Raw genomic sequence first — 17,692 nt, forward strand, 5'->3', positions numbered from 1 at the left:
TTAATCTTTTGATGTAAATAGATATGAACAATCTGATCGATATTCAAAGCCAAATTGAAAAACTGCAAAAACAGGCTAATGAAATCAAAGCTAAAGAATTTAATGCTACGGTTCAGGATATCCTGGCCAAGATGCAAGCGTTCGGCATTACGGTCAAGGACTTGCAGGGTGCAAAACCCGCCAAAACCGCCAAAGGTGTAGGCGGTAAGAAAGCAGCCGCTAACAAGCCGGCAAAGATCAGTAGAAAGGGAAAGGCGGGCGTGTCGGTTGCGGCCAAATATCGTGGTCCTAATGGCGAAACTTGGTCTGGTCGCGGCCTGACCCCTAAATGGCTGGCCACCCTGCTTGCGCAGGGGCAAACCAAGGAATCGTTCGCCATTAATGCTCAATAGCGGCTGGGTCCTAGCTTGGCCCCGCTCAGCCAAGCGCCTTGCAGTCATAGTGCTGGACGTTTTCCTAGCGGTGGTGGCCACTTGGGGTGCTTACGCCCTGCGACTGGATAGCACCTATTACCCTGTTGGCCAGCAATGGTGGGTGTATGGGGTCGCGCCTGTGCTAGCGATCCCGATCTTTGTGCGCTTCGGCCTGTACCGGGCGATCTTCCGCTACACCGGGCAGGCCGCCTTAGTGGCTACGGGCAAGGCAGTGGCTTTGTACGCGTTGCTATTGACGGTCGTCCTCCTGTGGAAGCAGTGGCCTGGGGTGCCGCGTAGTCTAGGGTTGCTGCAGCCCATTGTATTTTTGTTGTTGGTTGGTGGTAGTCGCGCATTTGCGCGTTTCTGGCTGGCCGGCCAAGCGGCAAAGTCTTCGGGTCATAGTGGGCGCCTGCTGATCTTTGGAGCCGGCTCTGCCGGAGCGCAGACTGCCGCCGCCTTGGGCATGGCGCGGCACTACACCCTGATTGGGTTTGTGGATGACGACCCCAGCAAGGATGGTCGCAGCATCAATGGGGCGCCGGTACATGTGTCCGACAAGCTGTTGCAGCTGGTGCGCGAAGAGCAAGTCACCGACATCCTGCTCGCCATGCCCAATGCGACCCGCGAGCGGCGTAACCAGATCATCGAATCCTTGCAAGGCTTGCCTGTGCACGTGCGCACCTTGCCCAGCATGGCCGATCTGGCCAGTGGCAAGGTGACTGTGCAGGACATCCATGAGCTGGATGTGGAAGACTTGCTGGGTCGCGAGCCGGTGCCCCCCAACGCGGAGCTGTTGGCCCAAGACCTCGCGGGGCAGGTGGTGCTGGTCAGTGGTGCCGGTGGCAGCATTGGCGGAGAATTGACGCGCCAAATCGTGCAGCAGCGTCCTCGCCAGCTACTGCTGCTGGAGCACAACGAATATGGCCTCTATGCCATCCACCAGGAGCTGGAGGCGGTTTGCAAGGCCCAGCAACTGCCCGTCGAGCTGGTGCCCTTGCTTGGCAGCATCTCCAATCCAGATCGCTTGGCTGCGATCTGCACGACCTACCGACCTGCCACGGTGTACCACGCCGCCGCCTACAAACACGTGCCCATGGTGGAGGACAACCCGGGCGAGGGGGTGCGCAACAACGTCTTTGGCACGCTGAACATGGCGCAGGCCGCGGCGGCCAGTGGCGCCCATCGGTTTGTGCTGATCAGCACCGACAAGGCGGTGCGCCCCACCAATGTGATGGGTGCGACCAAACGTGTGGCCGAGCTGGTGCTGCAAGCGCTGGCCCAGGAGCACGCCGGCACGTGTTTTTCCATGGTGCGCTTTGGCAATGTGCTGGGCTCCAGCGGCAGCGTGGTGCCTTTGTTCCGCAAGCAGTTGGCGGCCGGAGGGCCGATCACGGTGACACACGAAGAGGTCACCCGTTATTTCATGACCATCCCGGAAGCCGCACAGCTGGTGCTGCAGGCTGGGGCCATGGGGCAGGGGGGCGACGTGTTTGTTCTGGACATGGGCCAGCCGGTCAAGATCATGGACTTGGCGCGCCGCATGGTGCAGTTGTCGGGGCTGTCGGTCCGCGATGCGACGCACCCCACGGGGGATATCGAAATCGCGGTAACAGGCCTGCGCGTGGGTGAGAAGCTGTACGAGGAATTGTTGATTGGCGATGACCCGCAGCCCACAGCGCACCCGCGCATCATGAAAGCCCACGAGCCGTTCATGCCCTGGTCGGTGTTGCAGCAGGAGCTGCAAGCGCTGCTGCAGGCTGCCAATGCCAACGATGACGCGGCGATCAAGTCCTTCATGGTCCAGCACGTACAGGGTTACCAACCTGCGTAGCGCCAGTGTGCTGTAGGCATGCCGCAAGGATGCGGCCCGGCAATGCGGCACAATTTGCGCTTCTTTCCCCGATTCAACACGGACCTTGACCATGTCTGACACCCGCGCACCGTCTTCCATCGCCCCTTTTGACAAAGCCCAGATCCTGGCCCAGGCCTTGCCCTACATCCGCAAGTTCCACGGCAAGACCATGGTCATCAAGTACGGCGGCAACGCCATGACGGATCCGGCCCTGCAAAAAGCCTTTGCCGAGGACGTGGTGCTGCTCAAGCTGGTGGGCATCAATCCGGTGGTGGTGCACGGTGGTGGCCCGCAGATCGAGAGTGCGCTCAAGCGCCTGGGCATGCAGGGCCAGTTCATCCAGGGCATGCGCGTGACCGACGGCCCGACCATGGACGTGGTGGAGTGGGTGCTGGGCGGCGAGGTGCAGCAGGACATCGTGGGCCTGATCAACCAGGCTGGCGGCAAGGCCGTGGGCCTGACCGGGCGCGACGGCGCCATGATCCGCGCGCGCAAACTCAAGATGCTGGACAACCAGGACCCCAGCAAGGAACACGATGTGGGCCAGGTGGGTGACATCGTCAGCGTGGACCCCAGCGTGGTCAAGGCGCTGCAGGACGATGCTTTCATTCCCGTCATCAGCCCTATCGGCTTTGGCGAACACAACGAGAGTTACAACATCAATGCCGACGTGGTGGCCGCCAAGTTGGCCACTGTGCTGCAGGCCGAAAAACTCATGATGCTCACCAACATCAGCGGTGTGCTCGACAAGTCGGGCGTGTTGATGACCGATCTCACCGCCAAGCGCATTGACGAGCTGTTTGTCGATGGCACCATCAGCGGCGGCATGTTGCCCAAAATTGCGGGGGCGTTGGATGCCGCCAAGAGCGGCGTGAACTCGGTGCACATCATTGACGGTCGCGTGCCCCACGTGTTGCTGCTCGAAATCCTGACGGATCAGGCTTTCGGCACCATGATCCGCTCGCATTGAGTTGCTATTAAATAGATAGCTGCTTGCGCATATTCCATAAGCTCTAGAGGCCAAAAACACTATGAGACTCTTGCTGGTGGAAGACGATGTGATGGTGGCCAGCGGCATCAAACTGGGCCTGTCGGACGCCGGTTATGCCGTGGACTGGGTCGGTAGCGCAGAGCGGGCGCTGGAGGTCACCCAGTCGGAGTCGTTCGATGTGGCGGTGGTGGACATTGGCCTGCCGCTGATGGATGGCTTGGCGTTGACCCAGGCCCTGCGCAAAAACGGGCACAGCATGCCGGTGCTCATCCTCACTGCGCGCGATGCCTTGCAGGACCGGGTGCAGGGGCTGGACATGGGGGCTGACGACTACATGGTCAAGCCCTTCGAGTTGCCGGAGCTGTTGGCCCGCTTGCGGGCGCTGCTGCGCCGCTCACAGGCCGCAACGTCGGCCACACTCAGTTTTGGCCCGCTGGAGCTGGATACGGCCCAGCGCCAGGCCTGTATCCGCGGACCGGCAGGCGTTGCCCAAGCCATTGAGCTGGGACCGCGCGAATGGACCGTGATGGAGTACCTGCTGTTGCAGGCCCCCAAGCCCGCCAACAAGGACAAGCTGCTGCAGGCCCTGACCGGGTGGGACAAGGAAATCACGCCCAATGCCGTCGAGGTCTACATCTCGCGCCTGCGCGGCAAGCTGGAGCCTCACGGCATTGCATTGCGCTCCATCCGCGGCTTTGGTTACCGGCTGGAATTGCTGGCCCCCTGAGCCCGTCATGACCAGCGGCATGTCCTCCGGCCTGCAGCGGCGCCTGCTGCTCTTGCTGCTGCTGCCCTTGCTGCTGCTGGCCATGCTCAACACCTGGTTCGACTTCCGCAGTGCCGACAGCGCGGCCCTGGCACAAGACCGCCAACTGCTCAACCTGGCCCCCTTGTTGGCCGACTCGGTGATCGCAGGCGGCAGCAATGCAGAGACTCCGCCGGTGCTGTTGATTGCGCCACCGGTCGATGAGTTTCTCAGCATCCGCCCCGAGCTGGCAGCGTTTGCCGTGGTTAGCCTGGAAGGCAAAGTGCTGGCTGGCAGCGACTGGCTGACCGGACTACCCCCCACCACCCGGGAGGCGGAGTTCTCCAGCGAAGAACACCAGGGCATCACCTACCGCATCGTCAGCCAGCGCGCAAAAACGGCCGCCGGTGAGCTGGTGGTGCGCCTGGCGGATGGTTCGGACCCGCGCCAGCAATGGTTGACCCTGTTGGCGCTCAAGGTCTTGTTGCCCAATCTGGTGCTGGCGATTGGCGGCTTCTTCGCGGTGAACTGGGCGGTGCGCACTGCACTGCGGCCGCTGCTGGAGTTGCGCGATGCGGTGGAGCGCCGCTCTCCGCGCGACCTCTCGGCGCTGGACCCGGATGCCTCGCCCGATGAAGTGCGCCCCCTGGTGCTCTCGCTCAACCGCCTGTTCGGTCTGGTGAATGCCCAGGCGGAGAGCCAGGCACGCTTTGTGGCCGATGCGGCCCACCAGCTGCGCACCCCGCTGGCCGGGCTGCAGGCGCAGGTGGAGGCCTGGGCCCAAGCGGTCACGGGTTCAAAAAATGCATCAAATATGCCACTGGCCCCCGTGGATACTGCGCCAGCAGCTATTACTTTAGGAGCGGATCAGGTGCTGCGTCTGCGCCATGCGGCGCGACGTACCTCGCAGTTGGCGAACCAGTTGCTGGCGCTCTCGCGCGCCGATGCGCGCAGCGCCCAGGCCCAGCCGCTGCAGCGTGTGGATTTGCAGCAGCTGTGCGAAGCGGTGCTGGAGTCGCTGCTGGAGGCCGCAACCCGCAAAGACATCGACTTTGGCCTGGAGGTCGCCCATGCCCATATCAGTGGGCAAGAGTGGCTGCTGCGCGAGTTGCTGGTCAACCTGGCCGACAACGCCCTCAAATACACCCCTGCAGGGGGGCGCGTCACGTTGCGCTGCGGTGTGCGCCCGGCCAGCCCGGATGCCACGCCGACGCCGTTTCTGGAGGTGGAGGACGATGGTCCCGGCATCGCACCGCAAGAGCAGCGCCGGGTGCTGGAGCGCTTTTACCGGGTGCCCGGTACGGCCATCGAAGGCAATGGTCTGGGTCTGGCCATTGCCGACGAAATTGCCCGCGTGCACCGCAGCCACCTGCAGTTGGCCAGCGGGGCGGGCGGGCGTGGTTTGCGGGTCTGGCTCTGCTTGGCCTCGTGAGCCCGGGGCACCCAAAACCCTGTGCGAGAATCATCCGAACCCAACGCGGAACCCACCATGCCTGACGCCAACGCCCTGTTTGCCGACACGGCCGACTCCACTCCCCCCGCCGCTGCGCGCAAGCGTCCCAAACCCGGAGAGCGGCGCGTACAAATTCTGCAAACCCTGGCCACCATGCTCGAGCAGCCCGGTGGCGAACGCATTACCACCGCAGCCTTGGCGGCGCGCCTGGAGGTGAGCGAAGCGGCGCTGTACCGCCACTTTGCCAGCAAGGCCCAGATGTTCGAGGGCTTGATCGACTTTATCGAAGAGACCGTGTTCAGCCTGATCAACCAGATCGTGGCGCGCGAACCGACTGCGGATGCCGGCGCTGGCCACGGCGCACGCCAGGCCGCGCGTATTGCCACGATGCTGGTCCAGTTTGCCGAGAAGAACCCCGGCATGGCCCGCGTCATGGTGGGGGATGCCCTGGTATTGGAAAACGAACGCCTGCAGCAGCGCATGAACCAGTTGTTTGACAAGGTGGAGGCTGCGCTCAAGCAGTGCCTGCGCGACAGCGCGGTGGACCCGGCTTCGGCCACGCCCACGGCAGATGCGCAGGTGCGTGCCGCCACCGTGACCGCGTTTGTGGCAGGGCGCTTGCAGCGCTTTGCCCGCTCGGGCTTCAAGCGCTTGCCGTCCGAGCACCTGGAACCCGCGCTGCAGGTGATGCTGGGGTAAACCCGTAGTTCGCTTAGAAGTAACCCTCTAGAACACTGGGCTTCTGGGGGTGGGCAGCGGAAATGCTGCAGAATAGCACGGTCGTTCTATTTTGCGGTGCCTCTTGCCATGTCTCTTGCCCCGGTCTCCAGCCTGTCCCAGTCCGCACCGGATGCGGTAGCCAAGCGCGTGCCGTCCAAGCGCGCCATGCAAAAAGGGCAACAAACCAAGGCCACCATCGTCGAGGCCGCACTCGGCTTGGCGACCCAGATTGGTCTGGAGGGCCTGAGCATTGGCGTACTGGCCGAGGTCACGCAAATGAGCAAGTCGGGTGTGTTTGCGCACTTTGGCTCGCGTGAAGAACTCCAAATCTCCGTCATCCGCGAATACTTTGGCCGTTTCGAGCAGGAGGTGTTCTACCCCGCTTTGCATGCCGAGCGCGGTCTGCCCCGGGTTGAAGCCCTGTTCCACAACTGGATGAAGCGTGTGGCCGTGGAAATCCAGTCGGGTTGCATTTTCATCAGCGGTGCGGTTGAGTTTGATGACCGGCCTGGCCCGGTGCGGGATGCCTTGGCCACCTCGGTACAAACCTGGCTCAGTGCCCTGTACCGTGCGGTGGTGTTGGCCAAGCAGTGCGGGCACCTGGACGCGCACGCGGACGAGCAGCAGATGGCCTTCGAGATCCACGGCCTGATTTTGGCCTTGCACTACGAAGCCCGTTTCCTCAAAAACCCCGGCTCCATTGCGCGGGCCAACCAAGGCTTCGCCAACATTCTTGCGCGCTACGGCGCCAAGTCGGCCTAGCCCCCCCCTTTTTCTTTTTTAGTCCCCCCCCTTTCTTTCCGTTACCCCTAGGAGAACACACCATGCCAACGTATACCCCCCCACTGCGCGACATGCAGTTTGTGATGCACGAAGTGCTCCACGTGGTGGACGATTTCAAACAAATCCCCAAACACGCAGACATCGACGTGGACACCATCAATGCGGTGCTGGAAGAGGGTGGCAAGTTTGCTGCCGAGGTAACTTTCCCCCTGAACATCAGCGGCGACCAAGAGGGTTGCAAGGTTGACCAGTCCACCCACGCAGTAACCACCCCCAAGGGCTTCAAGGAAGCCTACGGCAAGTACATCGAAGGCGGTTGGGCTGCGCTGGGCTGCGACCCCGAGTACGGTGGCCAGGGCCTGCCGTACGTGGTCAACAGCATGTTCTACGAAATGCTCAACAGCGCCAACCAGGCCTGGACCATGTACCCCGGCCTGACCCACGGCGCTTACGCCGCGCTGGAAACCCATGGCACCCCCGAGCAAAAAGCCACCTACCTGCCCAAGATGACCAGCGGCGAGTGGACCGGCTCCATGTGCCTGACCGAACCCCATTGCGGTACCGATCTGGGCCTGATGCGCACCAAGGCCGAGCCCCAGGCCGACGGCACCTACAAGATCACCGGCAACAAGATCTTCATCAGTGCGGGTGAGCACGACATGACCGACAACATCATCCACCTGGTGTTGGCCCGCCTGCCCGATGCGCCTCCCGGCATCAAGGGTGTGAGCCTGTTCATCGTGCCCAAGGTGCTGGTGAACAAGGATGGTTCTTTGGGCGAGCGCAATGGCATTTACTGCGGCGGCCTGGAGCACAAGATGGGCATCCACGGCAACGCCACCTGCCAGATGGTGCTGGACAACGCGGTGGGCACCATGGTCGGCCAGCCGAACAAGGGCATGCAAGGCATGTTCGTGATGATGAACGCCGCCCGTCTGGGCGTGGGCAACCAGTCTCTGGGCCTGACCGAAGTGGCCTTCCAGAACGCACTGGCCTATGCCAAGGACCGCATTCAGATGCGCAGCCTGACCGGCCCCAAGGCCAAGGACAAACCTGCGGACCCCATCATCGTGCACCCCGATGTGCGCAAGATGCTGATGACGGCACGCGCTTACGCCGATGGCGGCCGCGCCCTGCAAGCCTATTGCGCCATGCTGCTCGAAAAAGAGCACAACCACCCCGACGAGAAGGTGCGCAAGGACTCCGGTGAAATGCTGGCCATGCTGACCCCCATCGCCAAGGCTTTCCTGACCGACAACGGCCACATCGCCACCAACGCCTGCATGCAGGTCTTCGGCGGCCACGGCTTCATCAAGGAATGGGGCATGGAGCAGTTTGTGCGCGACAACCGCATCAACATGATCTACGAAGGCACCAACACCATCCAGTCGCTGGACCTGCTGGGCCGCAAGATCCTGGGCAACAACGGCGCCACTCTCAAGAAGTTTGGCAAGCTGGTGGGCGCTCTGGTGGCCGAAGAAGGCGTCAATGAAAAGATGGCCGAGTTCATCACCCCCATCGCCATCTTGGGCGAACAGATGACCAAGTTCACCACCGAAATCGGCTTCAAGGGCTTCCAGAATCCCGACGAGGTGGGCGCCGCTGCGGTGGACTACCTGCGCGTGGCCGGTCACCTGGTGTTCGGTTACTTCTTCGCCCGTATGGCACAAGTGGCACTGCGTGAAATTGCGGCCGGCAACACCGACCCGTTCTACACCGCCAAGCTGCAGACCGCACGTTTCTACTTCGCCAAGCTGTTCCCCGAAACCGCAACGCTGATGCGCACGGCACGCACCGGCTCCAAAGTTTTGATGGACACCGACGCCGTGTTCGCCTGATAGTCAACCGTGTTCCGCAATCCTGCAAATTACAAAAGGAGACAACGATGATTCGCAATACTTTGGTGGCAACCCTGGGTTTGAGTGCATTGACAGCCATGGCGCAAATGACGCCCGTGGGATTGTGGAAGACGATCGATGACAAGGATGGCTCGGCCAAGTCCGAAATCCGCATCGTGGACAACGGTGGCGTGGTGTCGGGCAAGATCGAGCGCGACCTGAGCCCCAAAGCCAAGCCCGACGACAAATGCACCGAGTGCAAGGATGACCGCAAGGACCAGCCCATCATCGGCCTGGAGCTCATCCGCGGTTTGAAGAAGACCGAGGGCAAGGACATCTGGGAGGGCGGCACGATTGTGGAGCCCTCCAGCGGCAAGGTCTACAAAATGACCATGACCCCCATTGAAGGCGGCAAGAAGATCGAGATGCGTGGTTACATCGGCTTCTTCTACCGCACCCAAACCTGGATTCGCGTCCAGTAATCTCATTCAGGAATTTTTATGTCCCGCTTCCAAGTGAAAAAAGTCGCCGTGCTCGGCGCAGGCGTGATGGGCGCGCAAATTGCCGCCCACCTCGTCAACGTCAAAGTACCGGTGGTGCTGTTCGACCTGCCCGCCAAGGAAGGCCCCAAGAACGGCATCGTCACCCGCGCTGTCGATAACCTCAAAAAGCTCAAGCCCGCCCCCCTGGGTGTGGCAGACGATGCTGTGCTGATTGGCCAGGCCAACTACGAAGAGCATCTGGAGCAGTTGCGCGAGTGTGACCTCATCATCGAGGCCATCGCCGAGCGCATGGACTGGAAGCTGGACCTCTACAAGAAGATCGCGCCTTTCATTGGCCCCAACACGATTGTGGCGTCCAACACCTCGGGTCTGTCGATCACCAAGTTGTCGGAAGCGCTGCCCGAAGAAATCAAGCCTCGCTTCTGCGGCATCCACTTCTTCAATCCCCCCCGCTACATGGCGCTGGTGGAGCTGATCAACACCCCCACCACCCAAGCGTCCTACCTGGATGCGCTGGAAGGGTTTGTTACCAGCAACCTGGGCAAGGGTGTGGTGCGCGCCAAGGATTCCCCCAACTTCATCGCCAACCGCGTCGGTATCGCCGGCATGTTGGCCACCATGAAGGAAGTGGAGAACTTCGGCCTGACTTACGACGTGGTCGATGACCTGACCGGCAAGAAGCTCGGTCGCGCATCCTCCGGTACCTTCCGCACCGCGGACGTGGTGGGTCTGGACACCATGGCCCACGTGATCAAGACGCTGCAGGACACACTCAGCATCGAGACCGATCCCTTTTACGAGAGCTTTGCGACGCCCGCTGTGCTCAAGACCCTGCTGGACATGGGCAACCTGGGCCAGAAGACCAAGGCCGGTTTCTTCAAGAAGGTGGGCCGCGACGTGTTGCGCTTTGACGGCGCCAGCAAAGAGTACGTGGCCGGTGGCGAGAAGGCCGATGAGGTCTACGCCCGCATGCTCAAGAAGCCGGCGGCCGAGCGCCTGAAACTGCTGCGCAACGCCGAAGGCAAGCAGGGCCAGTTCCTGTGGGCCATTCTGCGCAACAGCTTCCACTACGCCGCTATTCACCTGGCCTCGATTGCCGACAACGCCCGCGATGTGGACTTCTGCATGCGCTGGGGCTTCGGCATGAAGCAAGGCCCGTTTGAGCTCTGGCAAGAAGCCGGCTGGCTTGACGTGGCCAAGATGGTGCAGGACGACATCGACGCCGGCAAGGCCTTGTGCAAAGCGCCCCTGCCGGAGTGGGTGTTCAAGGGCCCGGTGGCCGATGCCGGTGGCGTGCACACTGCCGCAGGTTCCTGGAACCCCACCACTGGCACCTTCGTGCCCGTGCGCCAGTTGCCTGTGTACGCGCGCCAGCATTTCCCTGAAAGCGTTTTGGGCGCCAACGCGCCCAAGGCTGAAACCGCAGGCAAGACCATCTTCGAAGACGAGTCCATCCGCCTGTGGACACTGGATGAGCAAGTGCTGATTGCCAGCATCAAGACCAAGATGCACGCCATCGGTGGCGGTGTGATCGAAGGTCTGTTGCAAGCGCAAGAGCTGGCCGAGAAGGAATACCAAGGCTTGGTGATCTGGTCACCGGACGAGATGTTCTCTGCCGGTGCCGACCTGCAAGGCATGATGCCCGCCTTCATGATCGGTGGTGCCAAAGCCATCGAGGGCGCAGAAGCCGAGCTACAAAACGCGATGCTCAAACTGCGGTACTCCAATGTGCCCGTCATCTCCGCCATCCGCGGCCTGGCGCTGGGCGGCGGTTGCGAGCTGGCCGTGTACTCCAGCAAGCGTGTGGCCGCGATGGAAAGCTACATCGGCCTGGTGGAAGTTGGCGTGGGCCTGGTGCCCGGCGCTGGCGGCCTGACCTATATCGCGCGCCGTGCGGCCGAGAACATGGCGCTGTCCACCTCCAAGGATGTGCTGCCTTTCCTGACCGAAGGCTTCACCGCTGCGGCCATGGCCAAGGTGGGCACCAGCGCGCTGGAAAGCCGCAAGCTGGGCTACCTGCTGGACAGCGACGTGGTTGTGCCGCACAAGGACGAGCTGCTGTTTGTCGCCATTAACGAGGCCAAGGCCCTGTACGCCAGCGGCTACCGCGCGCCGCACAAGCGCAGCTTCCCCGTGGCTGGCCGCAGTGGCGTCGCCACCATCCGTGCCCAGTTGGTCAACATGCGCGACGGTGGCTTCATCAGCGCGCATGACTTCCACATCGGTTTGCTGATTGCCGAAGTGGTGTGTGGCGGCCAGGTGGATGCCGGCACCCTGGTCACTGAGGAATACCTGATGGCCATGGAACGCAAGGCCTTCTGCAGCCTGTTGACCCACCCCAAGACGCAGGAACGCATCATGGGCATGATGTCCACCGGCAAGCCGGTGCGTAACTGATCGAAGCCATGAGCACCCTCGCTGCCCACGCATCGAACGCCCGGCCCAACCGGCTGGCGCGTTCAGTCGCCAAGCTGGACCGCGTGCCTGCGGTCCTGCGTCCCTGGCTGCGCAACAAGGTCATGGGCCGTGCGGTGCCGTTCACCGGCACGGCGGGTCTGGACTTTGCGCACATGGCGCCCGAGCGTGTGGAGATTGCCGTGGCCAACGTGCGCCGCGTGCAAAACCACATTCAGGGCGTGCATGCCGCTGCCATGGCGCTGCTGGCTGAAACGGCCACCGGCATGGTGGTGGGCATGAATGTGCGGGATGACTGCCTGCCCCTGGCCAAGACCATGCGTATCGACTTCAAGCGGCGAGCCCAGGGCGCCATGCGCGCGGTGGCCACCTTGTCGGATGCGCAACGTCAGCTCATGCAGCAAAGCGACAAGGGCGAGGTCAGTGTGCCGGTGCTGGTCAGTGACGAATCGGGCGAGCAGCCTATTCAATGTGAATTCATCTGGGCGTGGATACCCACCCCGCAACCAAAGAGCCTTGCGGGACAGGCCGCAGCGACGTAGTCGCAAGCTCTGTCCCCAACTGATTAGGAGTTATTCCATGAAACAAGTCCAAGACGCTTACATCGTTGCCGCCACACGCACGCCCATCGGGCGTTCCGGCCGTGGCTACTTCCGCAACACCCGCCCCGACGAGCTGTTGGTCGCTGCCTTGCGCAGCGCCATGCTGCAGGTCCCCACCCTGGACCCCAAGGCGATTGAAGACGCCATCATCGGCTGCTCCTTCCCCGAGGGCGAGCAGGGCATGAACATGGCCCGTGTGGCCGTGGGCTTGGCCTTTGACCACCCTGTGGGCGGTATCACCGTCAACCGTTTTTGCGCCTCCGGAATCTCCGCCATTCAGATGGCTGCAGACCGTATCCGCGTGGGCGAAGCCGATGTGCTGATTGCTGGCGGCGCCGAGTCCATGAGCATGGTGCCCATGGGTGGCGGCAAGCCCTCGTTCAACCCTGAAGTGTTTGCCCGCGACGAGAACGTTGGCATCGCCTACGGCATGGGCCTGACCGCCGAGAAGGTGGCCCAGCAGTGGAAGGTGACGCGCGAGATGCAGGACGCTTTCGCGCTGGAGTCGCACCAGCGTGCCATCAAGGCGCAGCAGGCCGGTGAGTTCACGGATGAGATCACGCCCATCGATGTGATCGAGCGCACCCCGAACCTGGCGACCGGCGAGGTGTCTACCCGCATTCGCACCGTGAACCTGGACGAAGGCCCACGCCCTGACACTTCGCTCGAAGGCCTGGCCAAGCTCAAGACCGTGTTCGCGGCCCGCGGCAGCGTGACGGCCGGCAACAGCTCCCAGACCAGCGATGGCGCAGGCGCGCTGATTCTGGCCAGCGAAAAGGCGGTCAAACAATTCGGTCTGACCCCTTTGGCTCGTTTTGTGAGTTTTGCCGCCCGTGGCGTGCCACCCGAAATCATGGGTATCGGCCCGATCGAAGCCATTCCCGCCGCCCTGCGTTACGCCGGTCTGCAGCACTCTGACATTGACTGGTTCGAGCTGAACGAAGCCTTTGCGGCCCAGTCGCTGGCGGTTATCAACACCCTGGGTCTGGACCCTTCCAAGGTCAACCCCATGGGGGGTGCGATTGCGCTGGGTCACCCGCTGGGCGCCACCGGAGCCATCCGTGCGGCCACCGTGATCCACGCACTGCGCCGCCACAACCTGAAGTACGGCATGGTGACCATGTGCGTAGGCACCGGGCAGGGGGCTGCCGGCATCTTTGAACGCGTGTAACGCGTTTGCAGCCAAGGCCACCTTCGGGTGGCCTTTTGCATGGGAAGGGTTGCTCCGCAGCCATCTGGAGATCGCTTGAATGAGTACACACGTTTTTGATGAAGCCATTGCCCTGCAGGCGCAGCCGGATGGCAGCTGGACGGGACACACCCACCCGGCCTACGCCAACATGGTGGGGCCCTTCGGTGGCATCACTGCAGCACAGGCCCTGAACGGGGTGCTACAGCACCCGGAGCGCTTGGGCGACCCGGTGTCGCTGACGGTGAACTTTTGCGCTGCCTTGGCGGATGGCCCCTTTACGGTGATGGCCCGTGCCGCCCGCACCAACCGGTCGACCCAGCACTGGACGATCGAGATCCAGCAGGGCGATGCGATTGTCATGACCGGCACCGCAGTGACCGCCGTGCGCCGGGAGACCTGGGGTGTGGACGAAGAGCCCATGCCCTTGTGCCCGCCACCGGCCGAAGTGCCGCCACCGCCGGTCATGGCGCCCATGGAGTTTGTGAAGCGCTATGAGCAGCGGCCCGTGACCGGCCAGTTGCCCGCGGTGTGGGATGGCAGTGGCCACAGCAGCCTCTCGCAAATCTGGGTGCGCGACAACCCCCCACGCCCCCTGGACTTTGCCTCGCTGGCCTGCATCTCCGACATCTTTTTTCCCCGCGTGTTCATCCGCCGCGCTACCCATGTGCCCGTGGGCACGGTGTCTTTGACGGTGTACTTCCACGCCAGTGCCGAGCAATTGGCGCAGACCGGCACCGGTTACCTGTTGGGGCAAGCGCAAGCACAGGCCTTCCGCAATGGCTTTTTTGACCAGAGCAGCCAGCTTTGGAACGAAGCCGGCGTGCTGCTGGTGACCACGCACCAGATCGTCTATTACAAACAGTGATCCAATCACGCATTCCTTTTTGAGCGAGCGACCATGCAAGACATCCTGATCCACACCGACGCCGGCATCACCACCATCACCCTGAACCGGGTGGAGAAAAAGAACTCCTTCACCCAGGCCATGTACGCGGCCTGTGCCGATGCGCTGGACGCCGCGCGTGACGACGCCGCGGTGCGCGTGGTGGTGTTCCAGGGCGATGCCACCGTGTTCAGCGCCGGCAATGACATCGGCGACTTTCTGGGCGCTCCGCCCAAGGCGCAGGATGCGCCGGTGTTCCGCTTCCTGCGGGCGCTGGCCGCCTTCCCCAAGCCCATCATTGCGGCCGTGTGCGGCCCAGCGGTGGGCATAGGCACCACCATGCTGTTCCATTGCGACCTGGTGTATGCCGGTGACAACGCTGCCTTCTCCATGCCCTTTGTGAACCTGGGCCTGTGCCCCGAAGCCGCGTCCAGCCTGCTGGTGCCCCAGATGATGGGCTACCACCGCGCTGCCGAAGCGTTGCTCATGGGCGAACCCTTCATGGCCGAAGCCGCGCTGGAAGTGGGCTTGGCCAACCGCGTAGTGCCGCCTACCGAAGCCAATGCCGTGGCCCAGGCCCAGGCCCGCAAGCTGGCCGCCAAGCCCATTGCCTCGCTTGTCGAGACCAAGCGCCTGCTCAAGAAAGGCCAGCTGGCCGATGTGCTGGCCCGCATCGACGAAGAAGCTGTCAGTTTTGGCCGCATGCTCGGTGAGCCCGCCGCCAAAGAAGCCTTCACGGCGTTCATGGAGAAGCGCAGGCCGGACTTCAGCAAGGTCTGAGGGGTAGCGGTGGCGCGCACACCCGCACCGGGTTAGAACCGCGCAAACATGGCACCCCAGGGGTCCAGATCCAGATGTTTGTCGACAATGCGCCCCCCTTGAAAGCCGCTGCCAGCGAGGATGCTGGCGTCTTGGCAGGTGGCGGGTAGGCCGTGGCGAACATAGCGGTCGCTCAAGTTAAACACACACAAAACATTGGTATTCCCCTGCGTGCGGGTGAATGCCAGCAGGTGCTTGTGCGAGGGGAGCAGCTTGAGATTGCCGTGCTGAAAGGCCGCAATCTCGCTTTGCCATTGCAGAAAACGCCTGAACTGGTCCTTTGCGGAACAGGGGGTGTCCTCGGTGGGGATGTCCATGCGGAAGGCGCCTTTGAGGCAGCTGAACAGGGCTGGCGCGATGTAGCGCGACTGCAAAGGCATGGCACTGTCAGGCGACGAAGGGCAAGGGCGGCTGCCTGGGCTGGGGGGCGCGGCGTTCCACACGATGGCGGCGGGGCCTGCTGTGCGCAAGGCCTGCCGAATCTGGCTGTGGAGCACGGGGGCTTGCAGGTCGCCCGGTCTGCTGGTTGGTACGTCCACTGTCGTGAGCCAGCGCAGTCGGGTTTTGTTGCCCTCCGTGCCCACCGCGGTGCGCGCGTCTCCCGGTGCGCCCAGCAGGGCAAAGCCGGAGGGTGCGCCCATCCGGGCATGCAAGGCGGGTGCCAGCGCACGGGTGGTCTGATTGGTGCAGGTCTGCAAGGAAACCGCATCCACTCTCCAGTGCACGGCCTGCTGCAGCGCCCCACGCAGCGCGTCTGGGCAGGCGGTGTGGGGTGTCAACAGGGCCAGCTCCACAATGACTTTCAGCCCCAGGGCATGGGCCGGTGCAATGACGGCCTGGAGGTCGCCCGCTGCCTCGCCCTTTGGTGCCATCTGCAACCAGATGGCGCTGGCACCTAACTGGGCCATGCGCTCAAGACTGGGCTGTAGACCTGCGGAAACCAGCGTATCGGCACCCAGCGCGCAAAAGCCCGCCCCACTCCACCAAGGCGGCGTGGATTTGGCGGTGGAAGGGGCCAAGGCAGGCATGGTTAGAAAGTTACGTCCTGGTGTGAGGCAGCAGCGGCCAGTGGTCTATAGGGAATTCATTACACCAATTATGAAAACGTTTTCAATTGGGAATTGCACCAAATAGGCAGTGAATTGTTATGAAATAACCCCATGAAACTGGATTTCCTAGATTTTCGTCTGGAAGCGTTGTGTAACTAAAGTACGTAATTTCCATGCCTTGGTGTCAATTCTCTGGGTCCTGCAGGGGTGAATGCACCTTGGGGTTCTTGTGATTTGGGTTGTAACTCTTTGGTACTCGGGGCCGGGGGAAGTCCTAGGGGCTGACTTTTTGAGGGCTGTGATTGGAACAATTTGTCCGTTGATGCATAGGTTTGCAACGACGCAAGCAACCAGGAGACAAGCCCTGGTTTGTTCCATCGAACGACAAAAAACAGGTCACACCATGAAAAAAGCGATCCAACACACCTCCCACGCAGCGCTCGGCGTTGTTCTCGCCGCCTTGGCCGGCAGCGCCCTGGCCGGTGCCGAATTCGGCGCCAACCTCGAACTCGACAACACGGCTCGCAATGGCGGTGCTGTGGCCGAGGGAGACAAGGGCCTGAGCCAGACCGGCCGCATCGAAGTGGGCGTGTCCGCCAAGGCTGGCGACGACATGTTCGTGGCGGCCAAGACCACCTTATTGACACAAAAGGGTGGTGGCGTGGTCACTGACGATATGTGGGTGCAAATGGGCAACAAGGGCGGCAACGTCAAGCTCGGCCGTTTTGAGGCCGCCGATCTGTTCCCCCTGAACGCCGACACCCTGGTGAACCACGCCGGCACCGTGTATGGCACCAATTCCCTGCGTGGTCGCATGGGCAGCGATGCGTTCCATGGCACTGGCACCATCAACCTCACGGACACGGCTTCGCTGGAAGTGGGCTACATCGATGGCACCAAAAACGCCGTCAACACCACCAACGCCAAGGGCCTGCGTGCTGTGCTGGCACTGGGGGCTGGCCCTTGGTCCGGCCGTGTCGGCTTCGAATCCGGTGAATATGCCCCCGTGGGCACGGCCGATGCCAACAAGATCAAGGGCTGGGGCTTTACGACCACCTACGATGCTGGCCGCTTCAAGCTGACCGGCAACTATTCGCTGGGGCAGCAAAATGCCGCCGCCAACAACCGCCAGACCGCACTGGGCCTGTCCGCCAGCGTCGGTGCGCTGGGTTTGGGTTTTGTGAATGCCGTGAACGACAAGGCTGGCGGTGAAGTCACCGTGCAGACCACCTACGTGGCCTATGCCATGTCCTTGTTCGGCGTGAAGGGTGCGACCTGGACCCCGGCCCTTTCGCGCTCCACCGCCAAGGACTCGACCACAGGCGTCACCAACGACGAAAACGCCTTGCGCGTGCGCGTTCGCTACGACTTCTAATGACAACGCCCAGGAGGGCGTGTATTCCATCCAAGGTTTTAAGGGGGGCGCAAGCC

The 17,692-nt window shown here is 62.4% G+C and carries 16 protein-coding genes; 15 read left to right on the forward strand and 1 reads right to left on the reverse strand.

The features are described 5' to 3' along the window. Positions 1-23: 23 nt before the first annotated feature. The 14 genes from AC3WS7_RS07230 to AC3WS7_RS07295 all read left to right on the forward strand — a co-directional run bounded on the left by AC3WS7_RS07230 (position 24) and on the right by AC3WS7_RS07295 (position 15,173). Positions 24-392 (forward strand): H-NS histone family protein, encoded by a 369-nt coding sequence (locus tag AC3WS7_RS07230; protein WP_492655883.1) that lies wholly within the window; start codon positions 24-26, stop codon positions 390-392. Then, positions 382-2,247: a polysaccharide biosynthesis protein gene (locus tag AC3WS7_RS07235; protein WP_492655884.1), complete on the forward strand. Its 1,866-nt coding sequence runs from the start codon at positions 382-384 to the stop codon at positions 2,245-2,247. The genes AC3WS7_RS07230 and AC3WS7_RS07235 overlap by 11 nt, the downstream gene beginning before the upstream one ends. Positions 2,248-2,338: 91 nt before the next feature. Continuing rightward, positions 2,339-3,238 (forward strand): acetylglutamate kinase, encoded by a 900-nt coding sequence (gene argB / locus AC3WS7_RS07240; protein WP_492655885.1) that lies wholly within the window; start codon positions 2,339-2,341, stop codon positions 3,236-3,238. Positions 3,239-3,299: 61 nt separating this feature from the next. Further along, a complete protein-coding gene (locus AC3WS7_RS07245) occupies positions 3,300-3,986 on the forward strand; it encodes a response regulator (protein ID WP_492655886.1) in 687 nt (228 codons plus the stop codon). Positions 3,987-4,005: 19 nt separating this feature from the next. After that, on the forward strand, positions 4,006-5,436 hold the full coding sequence (locus AC3WS7_RS07250) for a sensor histidine kinase (protein ID WP_296467978.1): 1,431 nt from the start codon (positions 4,006-4,008) through the stop codon (positions 5,434-5,436). 57 nt (positions 5,437-5,493) lie between these two features. Beyond that, a complete protein-coding gene (gene slmA, locus AC3WS7_RS07255; RefSeq protein ID WP_492655887.1) occupies positions 5,494-6,156 on the forward strand; it encodes a nucleoid occlusion factor SlmA in 663 nt (220 codons plus the stop codon). Positions 6,157-6,342: 186 nt separating this feature from the next. Next, positions 6,343-6,939 carry a TetR/AcrR family transcriptional regulator gene (locus AC3WS7_RS07260; protein WP_492656168.1) on the forward strand — a complete coding sequence of 199 codons (597 nt, stop codon included), beginning with the start codon at positions 6,343-6,345 and terminating at the stop codon, positions 6,937-6,939. Positions 6,940-7,001: 62 nt separating this feature from the next. Continuing rightward, positions 7,002-8,798 (forward strand): acyl-CoA dehydrogenase C-terminal domain-containing protein, encoded by a 1,797-nt coding sequence (locus AC3WS7_RS07265; protein ID WP_296467602.1) that lies wholly within the window; start codon positions 7,002-7,004, stop codon positions 8,796-8,798. A gap of 47 nt (positions 8,799-8,845) precedes the next feature. Beyond that, positions 8,846-9,280, forward strand: coding sequence for a DUF2147 domain-containing protein (locus AC3WS7_RS07270; RefSeq protein WP_296467600.1), 435 nt, complete (start codon positions 8,846-8,848; stop codon positions 9,278-9,280). Between the two features lie 18 nt (positions 9,281-9,298). Beyond that, positions 9,299-11,698, forward strand: a complete 2,400-nt coding sequence (locus AC3WS7_RS07275; RefSeq protein WP_492655888.1) for a 3-hydroxyacyl-CoA dehydrogenase/enoyl-CoA hydratase family protein — start codon at positions 9,299-9,301, stop codon at positions 11,696-11,698. 8 nt (positions 11,699-11,706) lie between these two features. After that, positions 11,707-12,258 (forward strand): DUF4442 domain-containing protein, encoded by a 552-nt coding sequence (locus AC3WS7_RS07280; RefSeq protein ID WP_296467595.1) that lies wholly within the window; start codon positions 11,707-11,709, stop codon positions 12,256-12,258. A 37-nt stretch (positions 12,259-12,295) separates the two neighbouring features. After that, positions 12,296-13,489 (forward strand): acetyl-CoA C-acyltransferase, encoded by a 1,194-nt coding sequence (locus AC3WS7_RS07285; protein WP_296467592.1) that lies wholly within the window; start codon positions 12,296-12,298, stop codon positions 13,487-13,489. A gap of 79 nt (positions 13,490-13,568) precedes the next feature. Continuing rightward, entirely contained in the window at positions 13,569-14,375 is an 807-nt protein-coding gene (locus tag AC3WS7_RS07290) for an acyl-CoA thioesterase (protein ID WP_492655889.1), read from the forward strand. Between the two features lie 33 nt (positions 14,376-14,408). Next, positions 14,409-15,173, forward strand: coding sequence for an enoyl-CoA hydratase (locus AC3WS7_RS07295; RefSeq protein WP_492655890.1), 765 nt, complete (start codon positions 14,409-14,411; stop codon positions 15,171-15,173). Positions 15,174-15,205: 32 nt separating this feature from the next. Here AC3WS7_RS07295 and AC3WS7_RS07300 read toward each other — a convergent pair whose 3' ends face one another. Then, entirely contained in the window at positions 15,206-16,120 is a 915-nt protein-coding gene (locus AC3WS7_RS07300; protein ID WP_492655891.1) for a hypothetical protein, read from the reverse strand. A gap of 544 nt (positions 16,121-16,664) precedes the next feature. On the opposite strand from AC3WS7_RS07300, the gene AC3WS7_RS07305 reads away from it, so the two are divergent. Then, a complete protein-coding gene (locus tag AC3WS7_RS07305; RefSeq protein WP_492655892.1) occupies positions 16,665-17,636 on the forward strand; it encodes a porin in 972 nt (323 codons plus the stop codon). Positions 17,637-17,692 lie beyond the last annotated feature (56 nt).

The organism is Rhodoferax sp. EU05-FHT12H12 (assembly GCF_058791215.1).